Origin of the sequence: Pedobacter ginsenosidimutans, from assembly GCF_001442625.1 — a bacterium.
GTDB classification, from domain to species: Bacteria; Bacteroidota; Bacteroidia; order Sphingobacteriales; family Sphingobacteriaceae; genus Pedobacter; species Pedobacter ginsenosidimutans.
Genome location: NZ_LMZQ01000054.1, coordinates 1 through 18,011 on the forward strand (window position 1 = coordinate 1; position 18,011 = coordinate 18,011).

Below are 18,011 nucleotides of genomic sequence, written 5' to 3' on the forward strand. Positions count from 1 at the left end.
TAAAAGAAAACGTGGTGCAATAGGTACACATTTCCAATGGAACAAGCCTGATATCCAGTATAATGTATTGTATGCAGTGGGCTATGTGAACGGAAAAGCTGTGGCTAAAGATCAAATGGTATTGCAAAATTTGCCTCAAAGCCCAAATTTCAATACTTTAATCAAGAATGAAAAATTAACAGTACCATCTCAGGGTTATAATTATGTGTACCGCGTAAACTGCGGTGGTGGTGATTATACAGACACCAACGGGAATAAATGGTCTGCTGATCGGAACTTAACTTCATTGAATAGTTTTGGTTCAACCTCCTGGACGGCAGGTTTTACGGGTATCCCAACATTTTTTGCCAGTCAACGCCGTACCTTTCAACCCATTGAAGGTACCAAAGATTGGAAGCTTTTTCAGACTTTCAGATATGGCAGAGATCAGTTGAAATATCATTTTCCGCTACCTGACGGAGAGTATCTGGTCGAACTTTATTTTATAGAACCCTGGCTGGGTATTGGCGGAGGTTTTGATGCCAAAGCCATGCGCTTATTTGATGTAGCACTTAATGGCAAAACAGTTATTAAAGATTTAGATATCTGGAAAGAGGCGGGTAGTAACACTTTATTGAAAAAAACAGTTAAAACTTCAATCAAAGGTGGCTTTTTAGACATTAACTTCCCTGATGTGAAAGTGGGGCAGGCCGTGATTTCGGGCATTGCCATAGCCAGTTTAAATCAAAAGATTAAACCCGCGCCAGAAAGCAATTCACTTTTAACAAAAATAAAAAATGCTGAATTAAACAGCTGGCTGGATATTGGAGATGAACAGTTTAAAGGAGAGAAATCAGCATTTACCCATTTACCTTCAAATTTATATGGTGCAGAATGGTTAAAAGCTTCACGAGGACAGGAAAGTATCGAATTTACGGCTACTGATAGTGTTGATACCTTTATTGCACTGAATAAAAACAGCAGTATTCCGCAGGGGTTTGAAAATACTAAAACCACTTTGAGCAACAGCAATAATGAAACGTTTGATCTTTATCGCAAAAGACTTGCTCCAAACGAAAGAATCATTTTTGATAATAGGGTGGCAACCCTTTTTGTATTGCCCATTACTCATTTACAACCCGCTTATGATTTAAAAACCACCACAACCTACAAAGCTACTGATGGCATTTTAGAAGGGAAAGACATTACAAAAGCAGTGTTGATGGATAAACAGCGCGTAATTTTTAGTGCAGCCAACGAGGGCAGCCTAACATGGAATATTTCAGTTGGTGTTGCCGATACCTATTCCTTAACCATTAAATACCATAACCCGTCCGATCAGCCCTTGAAAGCCAAACTGGAATTTTTATCGGCAGATGGAACATTAATGAAAACAGAAATGGTTGAATTTGCACCAACTAAAACAGGAAAATGGAATTACCTGAGCACCAACACCGGGAGCATGATTAATGCCGGGACTTATAAACTCAAATTGATTGCCACAGAAACCAAAGGACTGGCAGTTGATGCTTTAGATGTTCAATAAGATAAGATGGTACAATATGTAGCCAAAATCTTATATTAATGTTGATATTTAGTCATGCATATTTGTTTTAACCAAATTAATAAACGAGCCAACAAATAATGAAAGGACTTCCTGTAGTCGATCTTGCAATTATCTTCATTTATCTTGTTGGAATGATATTAGTTGGTGTTTATTTTTCGAGGAAAAATAAAAACTCCGAGCAATTTACAAAAGCTTCGGGCCTGATCCCCGGATGGGCGATAGGTTTATCTATTTATGCAACATTTTTAAGTAGCAATACTTTTTTAGGCGTACCTGGTAAGGCTTTCGGGAGCAATTGGAATGCATTTGTATTTAGCATTTCGATGCCCTTGGCCGCTTGGATCGCTTCAAAATACTTTGTTCCTTTTTACCGGAATACTGGCGAAATATCGGCCTATACCCATTTAGAAAAACGGTTTGGTGCATGGGCAAGGGTATATGCGGTAGTATGTTTCCTGTTAACACAACTGGCCAGAATGGGATCGATATTTTTTGGAATTGCCTTGAGCTTACAAGCACTTACAGGTTATTCCATGCAGATGATTATGATCGTAATGGGCATTTGTATCATTGTTTATACCGTTTTAGGAGGAATTGAAGCGGTAATATGGACAGAAGTGGTACAAGCGGTAGTAAAAACTTTTGGTGCCTTACTCATTCTGTATTTAATCATTTCGAACATGCCGGGAGGAGTTTCGAAGATTGTAGAGATCGGGAAATCGGCCAATAAGTTTAGTTTGGGCAGTTTTAAGCTCGATTTTGTAGGATCATCGTTTTGGGTGGTTTTGCTTTATGGTTTTTTTATCAACCTGAATAACTTCGGAATGGATCAAAACTACATCCAGCGCTACCATACGGCATCTTCAAGTAAAGCAGCTTCAAAATCGATATGGTTATGTGTTTGGTTGTATATCCCGGCATCATTACTCTTTTTTATTATAGGATCTTGCTTGTATGCGTATTATGAAATCAATCCGGAATTGGTGCAGTCGATAAAACACCAGGTAGCCATAGAACGTTTGCCCTTAGGTGCTTCGGCAGCAGAGGCGCTGAAGATACAGCATGCATTACTGCCATCTGATTATGGCGACAAAATTATGCCACATTTTATGGTGACTAAAATTCCCATAGGTTTGGTTGGTTTAATTGTATCGGCCATTTTATCGGCTGCAATGAGCACCATAAGCTCTGGAATGAACGCCTCAGCAACGGTGTTTTCGGTTGATATTTATAAAAGATATTTTAAACCTGATGTAACGGAGAAACAAAATTTATCACTGTTACATTTGGCCACCATTGGCTTTGGTTTGTTGGGTATGATTGCTGGTATTGCCATGATTGGTGTAAAAAGCATTTTAGATGTTTGGTGGGAATTATCAGGGATTTTTGCTGCAGGAATGCTGGGTTTATTCCTCTTGGGTATTATCAGCAGGCAAACTAAAAACCATGAAGCCATAACAGCAACAATAATCGGCATTGCCGTAATTATATGGATGACATTTTCTTCACTTCTTCCTCCAGAATATGAAGTTTTTAGAAATCCTTTACATAAAAATATGATTATCGTGATCGGCACTTTAACCATTTTTTTAGCAGGACTTTTCCTGACGAAAATTAAAAATAGAAAAACTAAAACAGCCCATTAAAAACCATTCTGGTTTTATCAGGCAATTAAATAGAACAATTTACCATATCAGAATATAATGGAAAACTCACAAAAAGGGTTCATCCCGGTAATGCTCACGCCTTTTTTAAGCAATGGGAACATCGATTACCCAGCCCTTACACAGCTTACCGAGATTTATTTACAGGCCGGATCATCAGGTTTATTTGCCAATTGCCTATCGAGCGAAATGTTCGAATTGAGTGGTAAAGAACGGATTCAGGCCATAAAACATGTGATAAAGGTAGTAGGTGGAGCAGTACCAGTAGTAGCTACCGGAACCTTTGGTGGGGAAATCAGTAAACAGGCCGACTTTGTGAAAGAAGTAAGCGATGCGGGGGTAGAAGCGGTGATTGCAATTACCAGTTTACTTGCTGAAGAAAATGAAACTGACGGGGTTTTTAACGAAAGGGTATTCGATCTTTTAGACCAGACAGATAAAATTCCATTAGGTTTTTACGAATGTCCGGTGCCTTATAAAAGAGTATTGAAACCGCAACAATTAGCCGATTTTGTTTCTACCGGAAGAGTGATTTACCATAAAGATACATGCTTAGACCTTGGTCAGATTAAAGAGAAACTGAAACTGACAGAAGGCAAGGCTTTTGGCTTGTACGATGCCTACATTGTACATGCGGTAGAATCATTAAAAGCTGGCGCTTCGGGATTATCTTGTATTCAGGGAAATTATTTTCCAGAATTGATTGTATGGCTCTGCGACCATTACAATGATGAAACTTTTAAAGATGAGGTACAAGTGGTACAGCAGTTTTTAATCGATAACATGGACGTAATGCATAATGTTTATCCGGTAGTGTCGAAATATTTCCTGCAAAAACGAGGGCTTAATATCTCGACTTTTACCCGCAGAAATGTTGGCTCTTTTACGCCAAGCGTAGTAAAAGAAGTAGAAACATTGTTTGATGATTATACTTTGCTTCGCAATAATCTAAATATTAAGGTTTTTATATAGTTAATAAACCTTATAGGTTTCAAAAACCTATAAGGTCTTGAAAGCTAATTCAAATACTTCCTTTTATAGTCTAAAGGCGTCATCCCCGTAACCTTTTTAAAGTGCCTGTAGAAATTAGATACATTATTAAAACCGCAATCAAAACAGATCATCTCGGTAGGTAGCTTGTTTTCAATTAAAAAACGGCAGGCGTGACTCACCCTAATTTCGATCAGGAAATCATAAAAGGTTTTCTTCGTCATCAGTTTAAAATACCTGCAGAAAGAAGTTACGCTTAAATTACTTAATGAAGCCACTTCTTCCAATGTAATATCTTTTTTATAATTACTCAGGGTATAATTACAGATTTTATTGATACGGAGTGTTTCAGACTCGTTGCTTTGATAGAATGTATTTTTACTCGTTACAATCGTTGAAAATTCATCCGTCTCGGCCAAAGTTTTTAAGATAGATAAGAGGATAATAATTCGGTCCAAATTGGTCGCATCAACGGCAGCCCGCATTAAATCAACCAGTTTATCTTTAGCTTTCCCTTTAATTACCATCCCGCTTTTGGCTTTTTCGAATAATTTAGGGATAAGATAAGCTTCAGGTAAAGTAAGCATATATTTACCCAAACAATCGGGCAAGAAATGAATAACCATGGCTTCAGTGGTAAGATCTGGATTGTTCTGAAAATATTCATCTTTACAACGCCAGGTATGCGGCAGGTTTTCCCCTAAAAGTACCATCTCATCTGGCACAAAATTACTGATGTTGTCGCCAATAAAACGAACGCCTTCTCCTTTGATTACATAATGTAATTCCAGTTCAGGATGGTAATGCCAGATATTTCCAAAATCAGGTTTGATATCATGACGGATGCTAAAGGAACTTTGTAAAGTAATTGGAACTTTATGAAAATGAGGTTTCATGTAACTAATAAATATTTGGTTAGGACTGCATTACAATATTCTACAAATTGCGCCACAGCGGTCTAAAGTTAATGAGTTTAATGATAACATCCTATATTAATTTGATAAAAACTATCAGAAAATAGTGTTTTTCATTGTTGAGTTTTGTATATAGCCGTAAAGGCATAACCCAAATATAAGCTGACAAATTATTTTTATATAAATTATTTGTTCATTAATAAATTATGAGACAAGGCAAACAAGGCGAAATTCTACTGGTTTCTAGCGGAGATTTACGGCTTTCGGCAAATCAAAATTGCTGGGCTGCCCAAATTGAAATGGAGCGAAAATTAACTTTAGCCATCGAACAATTCGGCTGGAAAGTTAAACGTGCCCATTCATACAATTCAACAAAAAAACATGGCTTTATCGATTCGCAAAGAATGGGTATGGATATCTTTAGAAATATTGATCCTGATCAGCCTTTAATTGTAGCAGAAAGTGTTTGGCAATACTCTCATCACGTATTAGCCGGACTTACCACACATCGTGGACCAATATTAACCGTAGCCAACTGGAGCGGACAATGGCCTGGTTTGGTAGGCATGTTAAATTTGAACGGTTGCTTAACTAAAGCAGCAATTGAATATAGCACTTTATGGAGTGAAAATTTTACGGATGAGTTTTTTACTGAAGGCTTGCAAGAATGGCTATCAACCGGCAAGATCGGTTATGACCAAAGTCATGTAAAAAGTTTTGCCTTAAGCAAGATCCCATTAAGCGACGAGAAGAAAGGAAAAGCTTTTGCCGAAAGCTTAAAAGAGCGAAAAGTGATCATGGGCGTGTTTGACGAGGGCTGCATGGGTATGTACAATGCTATCATACCTGATGAATTACTCCATAAGACCGGTTTTTTTAAAGAACGTTTAAGTCAATCGGCGCTGTACGCAGCTATGTTACAGGTAACGGATGCTGAAGCAGAAGCTATTTTAGATTGGCTTTTACAAAAAGGCATGACTTTTAACTGGGGTACTGAAGAAGAAACACAGTTAACCAAAAGACAAACGCTAGAGCAATGCAAAATGTATATTGCAGCCGTAAGAATGGCGGATGATTTTAGCTGCGATATCATAGGGATACAATACCAACAAGGCCTAAAAGATTTAACTGTTGCGAGTGATCTTGTAGAAGGTTTATTAAATAACGAAGACCGTCCACCAGTATTTTCTATAGATGGTAAAGAACTTTACCCAAAACGTGCTTTACCACATTTTAATGAGGTAGATGAATGTGCCGGTTTAGATGCCCTGGTAACCTACAATCTTTGGAAAGAATTAGGAATGACCGGAGAAAACACCCTTCACGATATCCGTTGGGGAGAATATTACAAAAATGATGATGTAGATGGTTTTGTTTGGTTGTTTTTAATCTCCGGAGCAGCACCAGCCGCACATTTTATTGATGGTTATGCCGGTGCAAGCAGCGATAGGCAGCCAGCTATGTATTTCCGTTTAGGCGGCGGATCGTTAAAAGGCATCAGTAAACCGGGTTTCATTGTTTGGAGCCGTGTTTATGTAATGGATAATGAATTACATTGCGATTTAGGCGTTGGGGAAGTAGTAGCTTTGCCTGAGGAAGAAACCAAAAGACGTTGGAATGGAACAACACCCGAATGGCCAATTATGCATGCCATTTTAAAAGGTGTGAGCCGCGACCAGCTAATGGCCAGACATAAAGCCAACCACATTCAGGTGGTTTATACCAATTATGAAGCCGGCGCGCACGAAGCTTGCCGCATTAAAGCAGCTGCAATGGATGGACTCGGCTTAAAAGTGCATTTTTGTGGAGATGTGAACTTAAAAAAAATAAATACAATTTAAATATAAAGACATGAAATCATCAATTTTAGCCTTATTGTTAACCTTCTCGAGCATTACAGCAATTTTTGCTCAGAACAATGCTGTGAACGATAAAGAAGCCTATGTGAAAATGATTACCGAGCGTTCGGCTAAAATTGTGGCCAATCTCGGCATTACCGATGCAAAGAAAACAGAAAAAGTGACGGTAATCATCAGAGATCAATATAGCAATTTAAACGACATCTATGCTGCACGCGACATTCGTGTAAAAGCAATTAAAGAAAAAAACAAAGATAATAAAGTGGAACGCGATTCGGCTCTTGTTAAAGATAGCCGTGTGGTAGAAGCATCATTGGCTAAACTCCATAAAAAATACATCAGCAAACTTTCTGCGCAACTAACTAATGAGCAGGTGGAGCTGGTTAAAAACGGTATGACCTATAATGTGTTGCCCATCACCTACAAAGCTTATCAGGAAGAAATTTTAACACTGACCGAAGATCAGAAAAAACAGATAATGATCTGGTTAACGGAGGCGAGGGAGCATGCCATGGATGCAGAATCATCGGATAAAAAACATGCATGGTTTGGAAAATATAAAGGCAGAATAAATAATTATCTATCGGCCGCTGGATACGATCTAAAGAAAGAAGGAATAGAGTGGGAGAAGCGTAGAAAAGCAAAAGCGCAAACAAATTAGGAATGCTAATGGAGCGTGTTTAAAAACTCCATTATTTTTTTATATTTTTTATTCAAGAATATTTCATTTATATATGAATTTATACTTATATTGTATTGTGAATAAAATTACTAAATAGCTTATAACGAGAAGGTTGTTTTGTATGGGTAAGATTATACAATAACTGTTCTGGTTTAACTTAAAAAATGGATTTTATTTCACTATTGTAATGTTAAAATATACTTTCTAACCAATAATTTTTTAGCACAAGAGATGAATATGAGTCGCCATAAAGACAATTAATGTGAGATAGATTTTTAAAATAACGCTGTCTAATTCTTTAGCCTAACTAGCACGCTTTAAAAAGCAAAACAAACAAACAAACAAACCCATCCTTAACCGGAAACACTATTGAATAAACTGTATAAGGCAATTGCCTTTACACCTTATATATGCTAAATGAAATTGATCAAGCACGAGGCCTGATTAATTTCAGATTGGATGTATTACTAAAAAACTAACCAAATAACAAATATGAATTCAAAATTTTTACGAAAAACCTCATGGGTTTTAGTGCTCATGCTAATCACATGTACCGCTGTTTTTGCTCAGCAGAAGCAGATCACCGGTAAAGTGGTCGACAAAAAAGACGGGCAGCCTGTTCCTGGTGTAACTGTTGGGATACGCGGCAAAACCAATAATGTAAGCACCAACGACAAAGGAGAATTTGCGCTGATCGCTGATCCTGCAAGTGATGCTTTGGTTTTTTCTTATGTTGGCTATGTTAGACAGATCATTCCACTGGCAGGAAAAACAAATTTAACCGTAAGCTTTGTCGAAGACAGTCAGAGTTTAGATGAAGATGCAGTTGTTGTTATTGGTTATGGAACGAAGAAACGCAGTGAAATTTTAGGTTCAGTAGCCAATATCAGGGCTGAAGAAATTCAGGATTTACCTGTGCCGAACATTGCTGCTGCACTTCGGAATAAGATTGCAGGTGTAGGTGTTAACTCTGTTTCAGGCAAACCTGGTTCTTCGGTTACCATTAATATAAGAGGAGCATCAAGATCGGAACAATCGGCCTTACTTGGTGCGACTACCGAGCCATTATATGTAATTGATGGGATTACAGTTACCCGCGATGATTTCGATAATTTAGATCTAACTATGGTTGAAGATATCTCTTTCCTAAAAGATGCTTCAGCAGCTATATATGGCGCATCGGGTGCAAAGGGAGTAGTTTTAATTACCACTAAAAAAGGCAAGCGAGGTAAACCGCAGATCAGTTATACCGGGTTTTTGGGCTTTTCGGATAATGCAGCAAATGTAGACATGCTTTCTGCATACGAGCACGCTCAGTTGCTTAATGACGGTTATAGAATTGCAAATTCGCCGACTTCTTCTATGTTCTCTGCTGCAGATTTAGAACAACTAAAAAATAGCAGTATTAAAGGCTGGTTTGACGAATTATGGAAGGTTTCTAAAGTAAACCGACATAATATGAATGTTTCTGGGGGGGCAGAAGCCATCACCTTTTTCGCCGGAGGAAATTATTATGATGAATCTGGTAACTATGGTGGTATCAACTACAGTAAGTATGCTTTCAGATCGGGCATGAATGCTAAAATTATAGATGGCTTAACAGCGACTGTTACCTTAAGCGCAGATTTTTCGAAAAAGACAAGTGATACTTATAAAAATGGCGGAGAAAACGATCAGGCTTTTTTCCAACAGTTGATTACAACACCTAAATGGGTACCGATTCAAATTGATGGTAAACCAATTAATTACAATAGCAATACCAATCCACTCGCTGTTGTAAATTCAGGAAATAATATTTTCGATAAATCTCAAGGACTGGCGCTAAATGCTTCTGTTGATTATAAACCAAAATTTATACCTGGTTTAACCGGGCGTCTACAATTTGGCAAAAATAACCGAAGCGGCACAAGTGGACAATACGTTCCACCATATACTGTTTATAATTTCAGAACAACTGGCCAAAACAATTTGCTTTACACCAACGAGGTTGTAAGTACAATTACCGCAGTGGGAGCTGCAAATACGCAGCTTTCTTCGGGCACAAACTCATCTTCAAGTTATCAGGCTATTGCATCACTAAGTTATGACAGAACATTTGGAAAACATAGCTTGAATGTGCTAGCTGCTTTCGATCAATCAGAGGGCGTAAATGAGCAATTGAATGTATACTGGCGAAACCAGGTTTTACCGGGTATTGACGAGTATTGGGGTTTCGATCGCTCAACTTTCACACTCCAGAACAAAAGCATTTTCGAATCGGTTCAGCGTTCTTACATCGGCAGGTTAAATTACGATTATGGCAAAAAATACTTTATTGAAGCGATTGCCCGTATGGATGCATCTTCAAATTTTGCACCTGGCAACCGATGGGGTTTGTTTCCAAGTGTTGGTTTAGGATGGGCTATAAGTGAAGAAGATTTCTTTAAAGACAACGTCAAATTTGTAGATCGTTTAAAAGTTAGAGCCAATTATGGATTAGTGGGAGAAAGCAGGATTAATGCCAGGTTATGGCAATCGAGGTACACAGTTGATCCGGCAGGATATCTATATAATGAGACATTAACTGGTGGACTCAATCCTGAGATTATGCCTAATCCTGATATTACCTGGGAAAAAGCGCGTACATTCAACTTAGGTTTAGACGCCTCTTTCTTAAAAAATAGTATCAATTTCACGTACGAATTTTATCACAGATATTCATACGATATGTTTGATAAAGGGAACAATGAAAATTTCCCGATGTATGCAGGGTTTGAAGCGCCATTGTTAAATTACCAGCAGCGTACCAATTGGGGGCATGAGTTTTCAATAGGTTATAAAACAAAAATTGACAAAAACTGGGGTGTAAATACCGATATTCTCTTTGGTTTTGCCAATAGTCGGATTGATCAGATGTTTTATAATGAATTTCAGTTGTGGGATATTACCTATCCTGATTTAAAATACCAGTTCGGAACGGATCCCAATAAATATAATAGTGGCAACTATGGATTGATTTCAAAGGGTATGCTGAGAACACAAGCAGATGTAGATGCACTTCTCAATCAATACCCAACTTATACCATTAACAACAGGGTGCCACAAGTTGGTTGGCTGTATTATGAAGATACTAATGGCGACGGAAAAATTACTGAAAAAGATCAGGTTCCGATGTTCGAGTCTACCAATTCTTTTGGTATTGGCTTTAATGTGGCCATTTCTTACAAAACATTGAGTTTAAGTACAAACTTTGTAACCAGGTTTGGCGGAAAGGTGTTTTTTGATAGCAAATCAAAAGCACCTGCAAGTACAACGGTTAATGTTCCTGCTTATTGGCGCGATCACTGGACACCAGAAAACCCTAATGCAGAATTTCCAAGGTTTGATGATGCAGGTATAGCAGCAGGTTGGAATTCAACTTTCTGGGCCAGAAGTGGTACAATGATCAGGATAAACAACATGACCTTAACCTATAAGATGCCCAAAAGCTTGCTTAGCAGGGTCGGTATCGCAGATTCTCGATTGGTTTTAACAGGAAATAACCTATGGACTATCGTAAATCCGCTCAAATACAAAGATCCGTACTCTTCAACAATTTATGACTATCCAACTCTGAGGACAATTTCCTTAGGCTTGAATATAAGTTTATAAAGGTTACAAACTTAAAATCTGAATAATGAAATTTAAATATAAAAATACTTTGGCAATTGGCATGCTTGCTATGCTGATGGCATCTTTTTCAGGATGTAAGAAAGATTTCTTCGATGTAAAAGACAGAAATGGGATTGACTCCAGAATATGGGACAATGAAGGGGCAATACAGTTCCTGTTAAATGATACCTATGATGTTGTTATGCCCGATTTCCCTTACGAGTTGGCTGCTAACAATGTAATATACGCAAGTGATGAAGACCGTTTTTCTTCATCAGAAAGTATTATGCGCAAAGCAATTGGCGTAAATGGTACCCTAACTTCTAACGACGTGAAGTTTATTGCTACGAAATACCAGGGAACTAAAGGTGATAACAGGTATTTCGACATTGCACGCTGTAACGTTGCCATCAAGGAAATTCCTGGAGGCAACCTGGCACAAGATTCAAAAAATAAACTGCGGGGACAATTTTTTGCTTTGAGAGCACTCTCTTACTTTGAATTGACTCGGCTTTACGGTGGTGTTCCATTGGTACTTACGCCGCAAAATCCAGATAATGTAGAGTTAAGTGGAAGAGCCAGCGCATCAGCATGTTTTAAGTCTATTGTGAGCGATTTGGATTCTGCAATGGTTTTATTAAATAATGTAACCTGGAATGACGGGAATGAACGCGGTAAATTTACCCGTAAGGCAGCGGCCGCATTAAAAGGCCGGGTATTGTTATACTGGGCAAGTCCTCAATTTAATCCCCTAGATAATCCATCACACCCCTTTGATCAAAGCAGGTGGACTACTGCATATCAGGCTTGTAAAGAAGCTTATGATATATGCAAAGCTTCAGGTAACAGTTTATTGCCAAACTATGGAGATATTTTTTTAAAGGAAGGAACAAGTAACACGGAGGCTATAATTGTCCGTTCCTATTCTAATAAAGTTGAAAAAAGAGGTCAGAATGTAGAAGCCAAAGCAAGGCCCACAGAAGAGGGTGGTGGTGCATCTGCATTTATTCCGACCTTAAATCTTGTAAACACTTATACCATGAAGGATGGAGTTCCGGTTGGGCAGGGTAGCTCGTTCACTTACGATCCTGTGCTATTTTGGGTAAACCGCGATCCAAGATTGGATGCAACGATAGCCTACAACGGAAGCAGTTGGAAGTTAAGCGGCGCAAGCAGCAGGAGACAATGGAATTATATTTCGAATATTACTGAACCATCACCACAGGGATTTTACATGAAACGATTTTGCGATCCTGAACTGGCGAAAGGAGCGGTGGCATATGCCAATGATTTTGGGGGAAATGGCTTAGATTGGATAGAGTTACGTTATGCAGAAGTAATTATGAATTTGGCAGAATGTGCCAATGAAATAGGTAATCTTACTGAAGCGCAAAATTTAGTAAAAGAAATCAGAATCCGTGCTGGCATTCAGGCTGGAACGAAAAATTACGGGCTAGATCTAGCTTCATCGAAATTTCTAATGCGAGATTTAATACTGAAAGAAAGAATGGTAGAATTTGCGTTCGAAGGTAAACGTGCTTACGATTTAAGACGTACCAGAAATTACCATCTTTTACAAGGCACGATGCAAACCATACAATGGGAAACAAAGTCTGCAGCGCTTAAAACTGAACTTGAAGCAGTTACAGCAAATGGAACACGGTTTAGAGAAGGAGTTAATATCAATGACAAAACATCTTTTGAGAAATACTTCAAAACCTCAATATTAAACCAGGGCGTAACGGGCTTCAGTATACCAGATACCTATTATTTCTATGCTTTGCCATCAACATTTATGAATTCCAGCCCGTTATTAGAGCAAACAATTGGTTGGGATGGCGGCACTTTTGATCCTTTAAAATAATTCTTTATTTAAACAGATAAAATCATGAAAAGAATTTTAAAATATTTGGGCCTTGTGGCTATAGGAGCCTTAGCTTTTTCCTCATGTAAAAAAGAGGGAGAAAATATATTCAATATGTTTGATGAAGTAACGGTGACCTATCATTCAACAAGCCCATATGCGGTAACCGATTATAAAGAAGTAAATGCTGGTGACAGTGTATATTTAGATTATACTATAACCTCTGCAAAGGAGGATATGTATGCCGTATGTATTTTCGAAACATCGGCGGCTATACCTTCTAAAATTATACTTAACGATAATCAAAGAAGAAATTATTCGGGAGTTGTAAAACTGAAAATGAATACACGTGTTGGCAAAACATCATATCGCATTTGGGCTTTAGATAAGGCAGGGGTTTATTTGGGAGATGGTTATAAAACGGTTACAATAGAAGTAAGATCAGATTATAAATATTGGTCTTCGAGAGAACTGTATATTCCTGATACTTTAGGTAAAGTAAAAAACTGTTATATGTCACTTTCCACCGGAGAACTATTCAATTACAGTAATGGTGCAGCAAGCTCTGAGAAAATAGACTTGGGATTGTATAGAACGCCGGTAACCGGAACACCAAATGCATATTTTTACAATGTTTATGCTTTAAATTCGAGCCCGATTCCTTTTACTTCCTACGACATTAGCACGTGGACCAAAAAGGCAACGTTATTTGCCGCGCCGAAAACCGCACAGTCTGCCGCATTTTTAAATCTTCGAACAGGCGATCAGATTATTACGGCAGGTAAAAGTGCAAAGCCCACCCTTAAAGGTATATCTACCGGATTAATTGCAGGAAGTTTGTTCTATTTTTTAACTGCTGAAGGGAAGTATGGTGCCTTTTACGTGAATTCTGTATCGAGTAACAATTCAACTGGCGGTGTATTCTTAAATGTTGATGTAAAGATTCAAAATTAATATTATCATTTATGGAGCTCAATAACATGAGCTTTAACTCATCTAAAACGAGGCAAAATTTGTCTCGTTTTTTTTATTTATTTTTATTTAAGAATGTTGCATTTATATATGAATATATTTCTATATCTTAGATCATCAAATACAGATCGAGCAAAGAACTATATTGATTTGATTTAGTTACGTTAATATCCTATAATATGTAGCCAAAATCATACAGTAAATAGCCAATTATTGATTGCAATTTTGAAATATAATATACTTTCTAACCAGAATAAATACCAAGATCAAAGTGAAAAATGAGCCAAATCACCCCATATTATCATCGATTTTTTTTATTAGAAACCGTGGTTGATTCTTATCATACAATAATTTTACATCTAATTTCTCTGCTCTCTTAATGCGCTCCACTTGTAAAGTTAAAACGATACTATAGTTGCTCAATAGATTGAAGGCTGAAACTTTTGATCATTGATGAATCACACCATTAAAAGCAGACAGGAAATTGTCTAAATAGAATTAAAAACTAACCAAATAATAAGATGAACTTAAAATTTTTACGCAAAATTTCTTTGTCCTTGCTATTTATGCTACTGGCAAGCACAGTCCTTTTTGCACAAGAGCGAAAGATTACGGGTAAAGTTGTCGATCAGGCAGATGGGCAGGGAATTCCGGGGGTAAACGTAAGTTTAAAAGGTGTTCCAAGCAATGTGAGTACCAATTCTGACGGTGTTTACACCATCCAGGTAAAATCTGATGCAGATGTTCTTGTATTCTCATTTATAGGATATGTAAGGCAACAGGTAACAGTAGGCAAGCAAACCAATATTGTAGTACGTTTAGTTCCGGAAAACAAGAGCCTCGAAGATGTGGTTGTTGTTGGTTATGGTACGCAAAAGAGAAGTCATCTAACAGGTGCTGTCGTAGATATAAAGGCAACCGAGGTGGAGGATTTACCCGCAAGTAATATAGGTGCTGCACTGGCTGGAAAAATATTAGGTGTAGGTGTAAGTGGAGGTATTTCCAGACCAGGTTCTACAGCAAAGTTGACCATTAGAAATCCTAACACCATTTTCTCTAAAGACGGCGGTTCTACAGACCCGCTATATGTAATTGATGATGTAATTCAGATCAATCCTCAAAACGGACAGCCTGATGCTACACTCTTTAATAACCTGGATCCTTCTGAAATAGAAAGTTTATCTTTCCTAAAAGATGCATCAGCAGCTATTTATGGTACAAGAGCAGGTAATGGAGTAGTATTAGTAAAAACTAAACGCGGTAAAATCGGACCTCCAAGAATCAGTTATAGCGGCTCGTATGCCTTTAATGATGAAGCTTACAGAACTAAAATGATGAGTGCCTATCAGTTTGGGATGTATTATAACATTATGAACGGACCGAATGGAGCTAATGTAAATCCAACAGGTGCCTCAGCAGCTGATAGTTTTTTTAGTCAGGACGAATTAGAGCATTTTAAGAACATTAATTACGATTGGTTAGAAGATGCCTGGAAATCATCCTATAACATGAAACACACTTTAAGTATCTCCGGAGGTACAGACCGTGCAACCTATTTTGGTGATGTTGCTTATTATAAGCAAGATGGAAACCTTTCGAGTCTTGATTTTAAACGTTGGAACTTTAGATCAGGTGCTGATATTAAGGTGGCAACCAATCTGAAGGTTGGTTTGCAGGTTTCAGGAAACAATAGCGAACTCATTAAAACCTTTAATAAAATTGGTAGTGAGTTAGATGACAACGATTACCGGAACCTCATCCTTGCACCTCGTTACGTGCCGATGTACATTAATGGATACCCGGTAAAATTACCAGGAACCACTAATGATTTTTCTACGTATCATTTCTACGAAATCGAGAAATTAGGCAATCTGGCGAACACCAGAAATACCAACTTTACGATAAATTTAAATGCTCAATATGATATTCCGTTCGTTAAAGGTCTAAGTGCAAGAGCTGCATATTCCAGGAATATGGGTAGCAGCAATGGATCACAGATCGGAACAAAATATAATGTTTACACCTTTAAAAAATTAGGTACTAATGAACATATTTACGACGGGGCAACATTACCAACAGCTCTTGTTGCTTCTAATGGTAATCGATTATACTATTCCAATACGACACAAAGTTCAACACAATCAAACTTTGTACTAACCTACAATAAGTCGTTCGGAAAACATACGATAGGTGCTTTAGCTACAGTAGAAAGATCTGAGCAAGCGTATAATAATGAGGTTGTATTTAAAGCAGATCCGATCCAACAAACAAATGGCCAGTTTAACTCGGCAACCGGTGCGATAGATGGAAGTACTACAAAATCAGAAGGAGGATCACTATCATATGTTGCAAGAGCAAACTACAGCTACGCAGATAAGTACCTTGCAGAATTTATGTTTAGAAGCGATGCTTCTACCAAATTTGCACCAGGTAACTATTGGGGCAATTTCTATTCGGGCTCATTGGGCTGGGTAATTTCAGAAGAAGATTTTTTTAAAGTGCCTGGTATTGATTTTTTGAAACTAAGGTATTCAATAGGTTTATTAGGGAACGACCAAACCAAAGCATGGTTATGGAGACAGCGTTATACTTTTCAAGATGGTAAAGGAGCAGTATTTGGAGGAGACGGAAATGCAACTGCAGGTTATAAAATGGAGGCATCGCCGAACCCTGATGCAACCTGGAGCGACGAGCTTAAAAATAACGTAGGTATTGATGCTAAATTTTTAAAAAACCGACTTACATTATCTCTGGATGGTTATTATAATCACGCAACAAATATCTTAACAGAGGTAACATCTAATATTCCAATCACGATTGGTGGTTCAGTAGCCTCACAAAATTATGCTACGGCAGATTACTTTGGCTACGAACTGGGAATTGGTTGGAACGATAAAATCGGAAAGGATTTTAGTTATGGTGTAGATTTTAGGTTTGCTTGGTCAGATAATAAAGTAATCAAAGCAGATTACAACGCAAATGATATTCTATATCCCTGGAATCCACGTAATGGAACTTCATCTGACGTTGGTAAATGGGGATACGATTATTTAGGCATGTTTAAAGACCAGCAAGAAATTGATGCTTATATAAGTCAGTACAAAATTACTTCGGTAAATCCAGGTGCTGCCGGTAGCGGATCAGCAGTGTTGGCCAAAGATTTAAAACCAGGCATGCTCTATTATAGAGACGTTAGAGGACCTTTACAGCCTGATGGATCTTTTGCGGGTCCAGATGGTATAATTGACTTTAATGATCAGGTACAGTTATCAAAAAAAGCCACCAACCATTATGGCTACGGAACAACATTAAAAGCAAATTATAAAGGAATAGGAATAGAGGCGGTAATTTCAGGTTCCTTTGGAGGATGGTCGGAAATCGATGCCCGTAAAAAAATGAACAATTCTATTTCACGTACTTTTGCGAGTGTGCCAGAAATCTGGGGTGATATTTATGATCCCATCCTAAACCCAACAGGTACCATGCCAAACCCAAATTGGGAAGCCACTAGCTTAAGTCCAACATCAAATTTCTGGAAAGTTTCATCTTTTAGAATGCGTTTGGCCAGCCTACAGTTAAATTACTCTCTGCCAAAAGCTTGGCTTGAAAAAGTTAAAGTAAGCAATGTACGTGTTTATGCAACAGCGTTAAATCCTTATAATTTCTATAACCCATATTCATATAGAGATAGTGATACGGCATACGACGTTTTTCCGAACCTGAAAACATTTTCATTTGGATTAAACGTAACGTTTTAATAATTAAAAATAGTTATACTATTAAATTTTAAAGACATGAAAAAGAATAAAATAATATATGTTTTGGTTTCGCTGGTTGTTTTCAGTGCCAGCTGCAAAGACAGTTTTTTAGAAGAGAAAAAAGATTATGCA

The 18,011-nt window shown here is 37.8% G+C and carries 10 protein-coding genes; 9 read left to right on the forward strand and 1 reads right to left on the reverse strand.

Features of this window, described 5'->3' with window-relative positions; genetic code table 11:
* The 3 genes from ASU31_RS25830 to ASU31_RS25840 form a co-directional block, all read left to right on the forward strand.
* On the forward strand, positions 1 to 1,525 hold a 1,525-nt coding region (locus ASU31_RS25830; RefSeq protein WP_245224614.1), incomplete at its 5' end, for a malectin domain-containing carbohydrate-binding protein.
* A 98-nt stretch (positions 1,526 to 1,623) separates the two neighbouring features.
* Positions 1,624 to 3,192: a sodium:solute symporter family protein gene (locus ASU31_RS25835; RefSeq protein ID WP_057935130.1), complete on the forward strand. Its 1,569-nt coding sequence runs from the start codon at positions 1,624 to 1,626 to the stop codon at positions 3,190 to 3,192.
* Positions 3,193 to 3,249: 57 nt separating this feature from the next.
* The gene (locus ASU31_RS25840; protein WP_057935131.1) at positions 3,250 to 4,182 is read left to right on the forward strand and encodes a dihydrodipicolinate synthase family protein; all 933 of its coding nucleotides are present in this window, start codon (positions 3,250 to 3,252) and stop codon (positions 4,180 to 4,182) included.
* A gap of 44 nt (positions 4,183 to 4,226) precedes the next feature.
* Here ASU31_RS25840 and ASU31_RS25845 read toward each other — a convergent pair whose 3' ends face one another.
* Positions 4,227 to 5,096: an AraC family transcriptional regulator gene (locus ASU31_RS25845; RefSeq protein WP_057935132.1), complete on the reverse strand. Its 870-nt coding sequence runs from the start codon at positions 5,094 to 5,096 to the stop codon at positions 4,227 to 4,229.
* 224 nt (positions 5,097 to 5,320) lie between these two features.
* Here ASU31_RS25845 and ASU31_RS25850 point away from each other — a divergent pair, with 224 nt between their 5' ends.
* From ASU31_RS25850 to ASU31_RS25875, 6 genes are all read left to right on the forward strand, one after another.
* Complete coding sequence (locus tag ASU31_RS25850) at positions 5,321 to 6,955, forward strand: fucose isomerase (protein WP_057935133.1); 1,635 nt, start codon at positions 5,321 to 5,323, stop codon at positions 6,953 to 6,955.
* Positions 6,956 to 6,965: 10 nt separating this feature from the next.
* On the forward strand, positions 6,966 to 7,634 hold the full coding sequence (locus tag ASU31_RS25855) for a DUF3826 domain-containing protein (protein WP_057935134.1): 669 nt from the start codon (positions 6,966 to 6,968) through the stop codon (positions 7,632 to 7,634).
* 513 nt (positions 7,635 to 8,147) lie between these two features.
* Complete coding sequence (locus ASU31_RS25860) at positions 8,148 to 11,285, forward strand: SusC/RagA family TonB-linked outer membrane protein (RefSeq protein ID WP_057935135.1); 3,138 nt, start codon at positions 8,148 to 8,150, stop codon at positions 11,283 to 11,285.
* A 25-nt stretch (positions 11,286 to 11,310) separates the two neighbouring features.
* Positions 11,311 to 13,149 (forward strand): RagB/SusD family nutrient uptake outer membrane protein, encoded by a 1,839-nt coding sequence (locus tag ASU31_RS25865; protein WP_057935136.1) that lies wholly within the window; start codon positions 11,311 to 11,313, stop codon positions 13,147 to 13,149.
* Between the two features lie 24 nt (positions 13,150 to 13,173).
* Positions 13,174 to 14,103 carry a hypothetical protein gene (locus ASU31_RS25870; protein WP_057935137.1) on the forward strand — a complete coding sequence of 310 codons (930 nt, stop codon included), beginning with the start codon at positions 13,174 to 13,176 and terminating at the stop codon, positions 14,101 to 14,103.
* A gap of 539 nt (positions 14,104 to 14,642) precedes the next feature.
* Positions 14,643 to 17,879: a SusC/RagA family TonB-linked outer membrane protein gene (locus tag ASU31_RS25875; protein WP_057935138.1), complete on the forward strand. Its 3,237-nt coding sequence runs from the start codon at positions 14,643 to 14,645 to the stop codon at positions 17,877 to 17,879.
* The last annotated feature ends 132 nt before the right edge of the window (positions 17,880 to 18,011 follow it).

Bases quoted from the DNA above. Each gene is read 5' to 3' on its own strand.
- ASU31_RS25835 (WP_057935130.1), top strand. From the start codon at position 1,624: ATGAAAGGACTTCCTGTAGTCGATCTTGCAATTATCTTCATTTATCTT.
- ASU31_RS25840 (WP_057935131.1), top strand. From the start codon at position 3,250: ATGGAAAACTCACAAAAAGGGTTCATCCCGGTAATGCTCACGCCTTTT.
- ASU31_RS25845 (WP_057935132.1), bottom strand. From the start codon at position 5,096: ATGAAACCTCATTTTCATAAAGTTCCAATTACTTTACAAAGTTCCTTT.
- ASU31_RS25850 (WP_057935133.1), top strand. From the start codon at position 5,321: ATGAGACAAGGCAAACAAGGCGAAATTCTACTGGTTTCTAGCGGAGAT.
- ASU31_RS25855 (WP_057935134.1), top strand. From the start codon at position 6,966: ATGAAATCATCAATTTTAGCCTTATTGTTAACCTTCTCGAGCATTACA.
- ASU31_RS25860 (WP_057935135.1), top strand. From the start codon at position 8,148: ATGAATTCAAAATTTTTACGAAAAACCTCATGGGTTTTAGTGCTCATG.
- ASU31_RS25865 (WP_057935136.1), top strand. From the start codon at position 11,311: ATGAAATTTAAATATAAAAATACTTTGGCAATTGGCATGCTTGCTATG.
- ASU31_RS25870 (WP_057935137.1), top strand. From the start codon at position 13,174: ATGAAAAGAATTTTAAAATATTTGGGCCTTGTGGCTATAGGAGCCTTA.
- ASU31_RS25875 (WP_057935138.1), top strand. From the start codon at position 14,643: ATGAACTTAAAATTTTTACGCAAAATTTCTTTGTCCTTGCTATTTATG.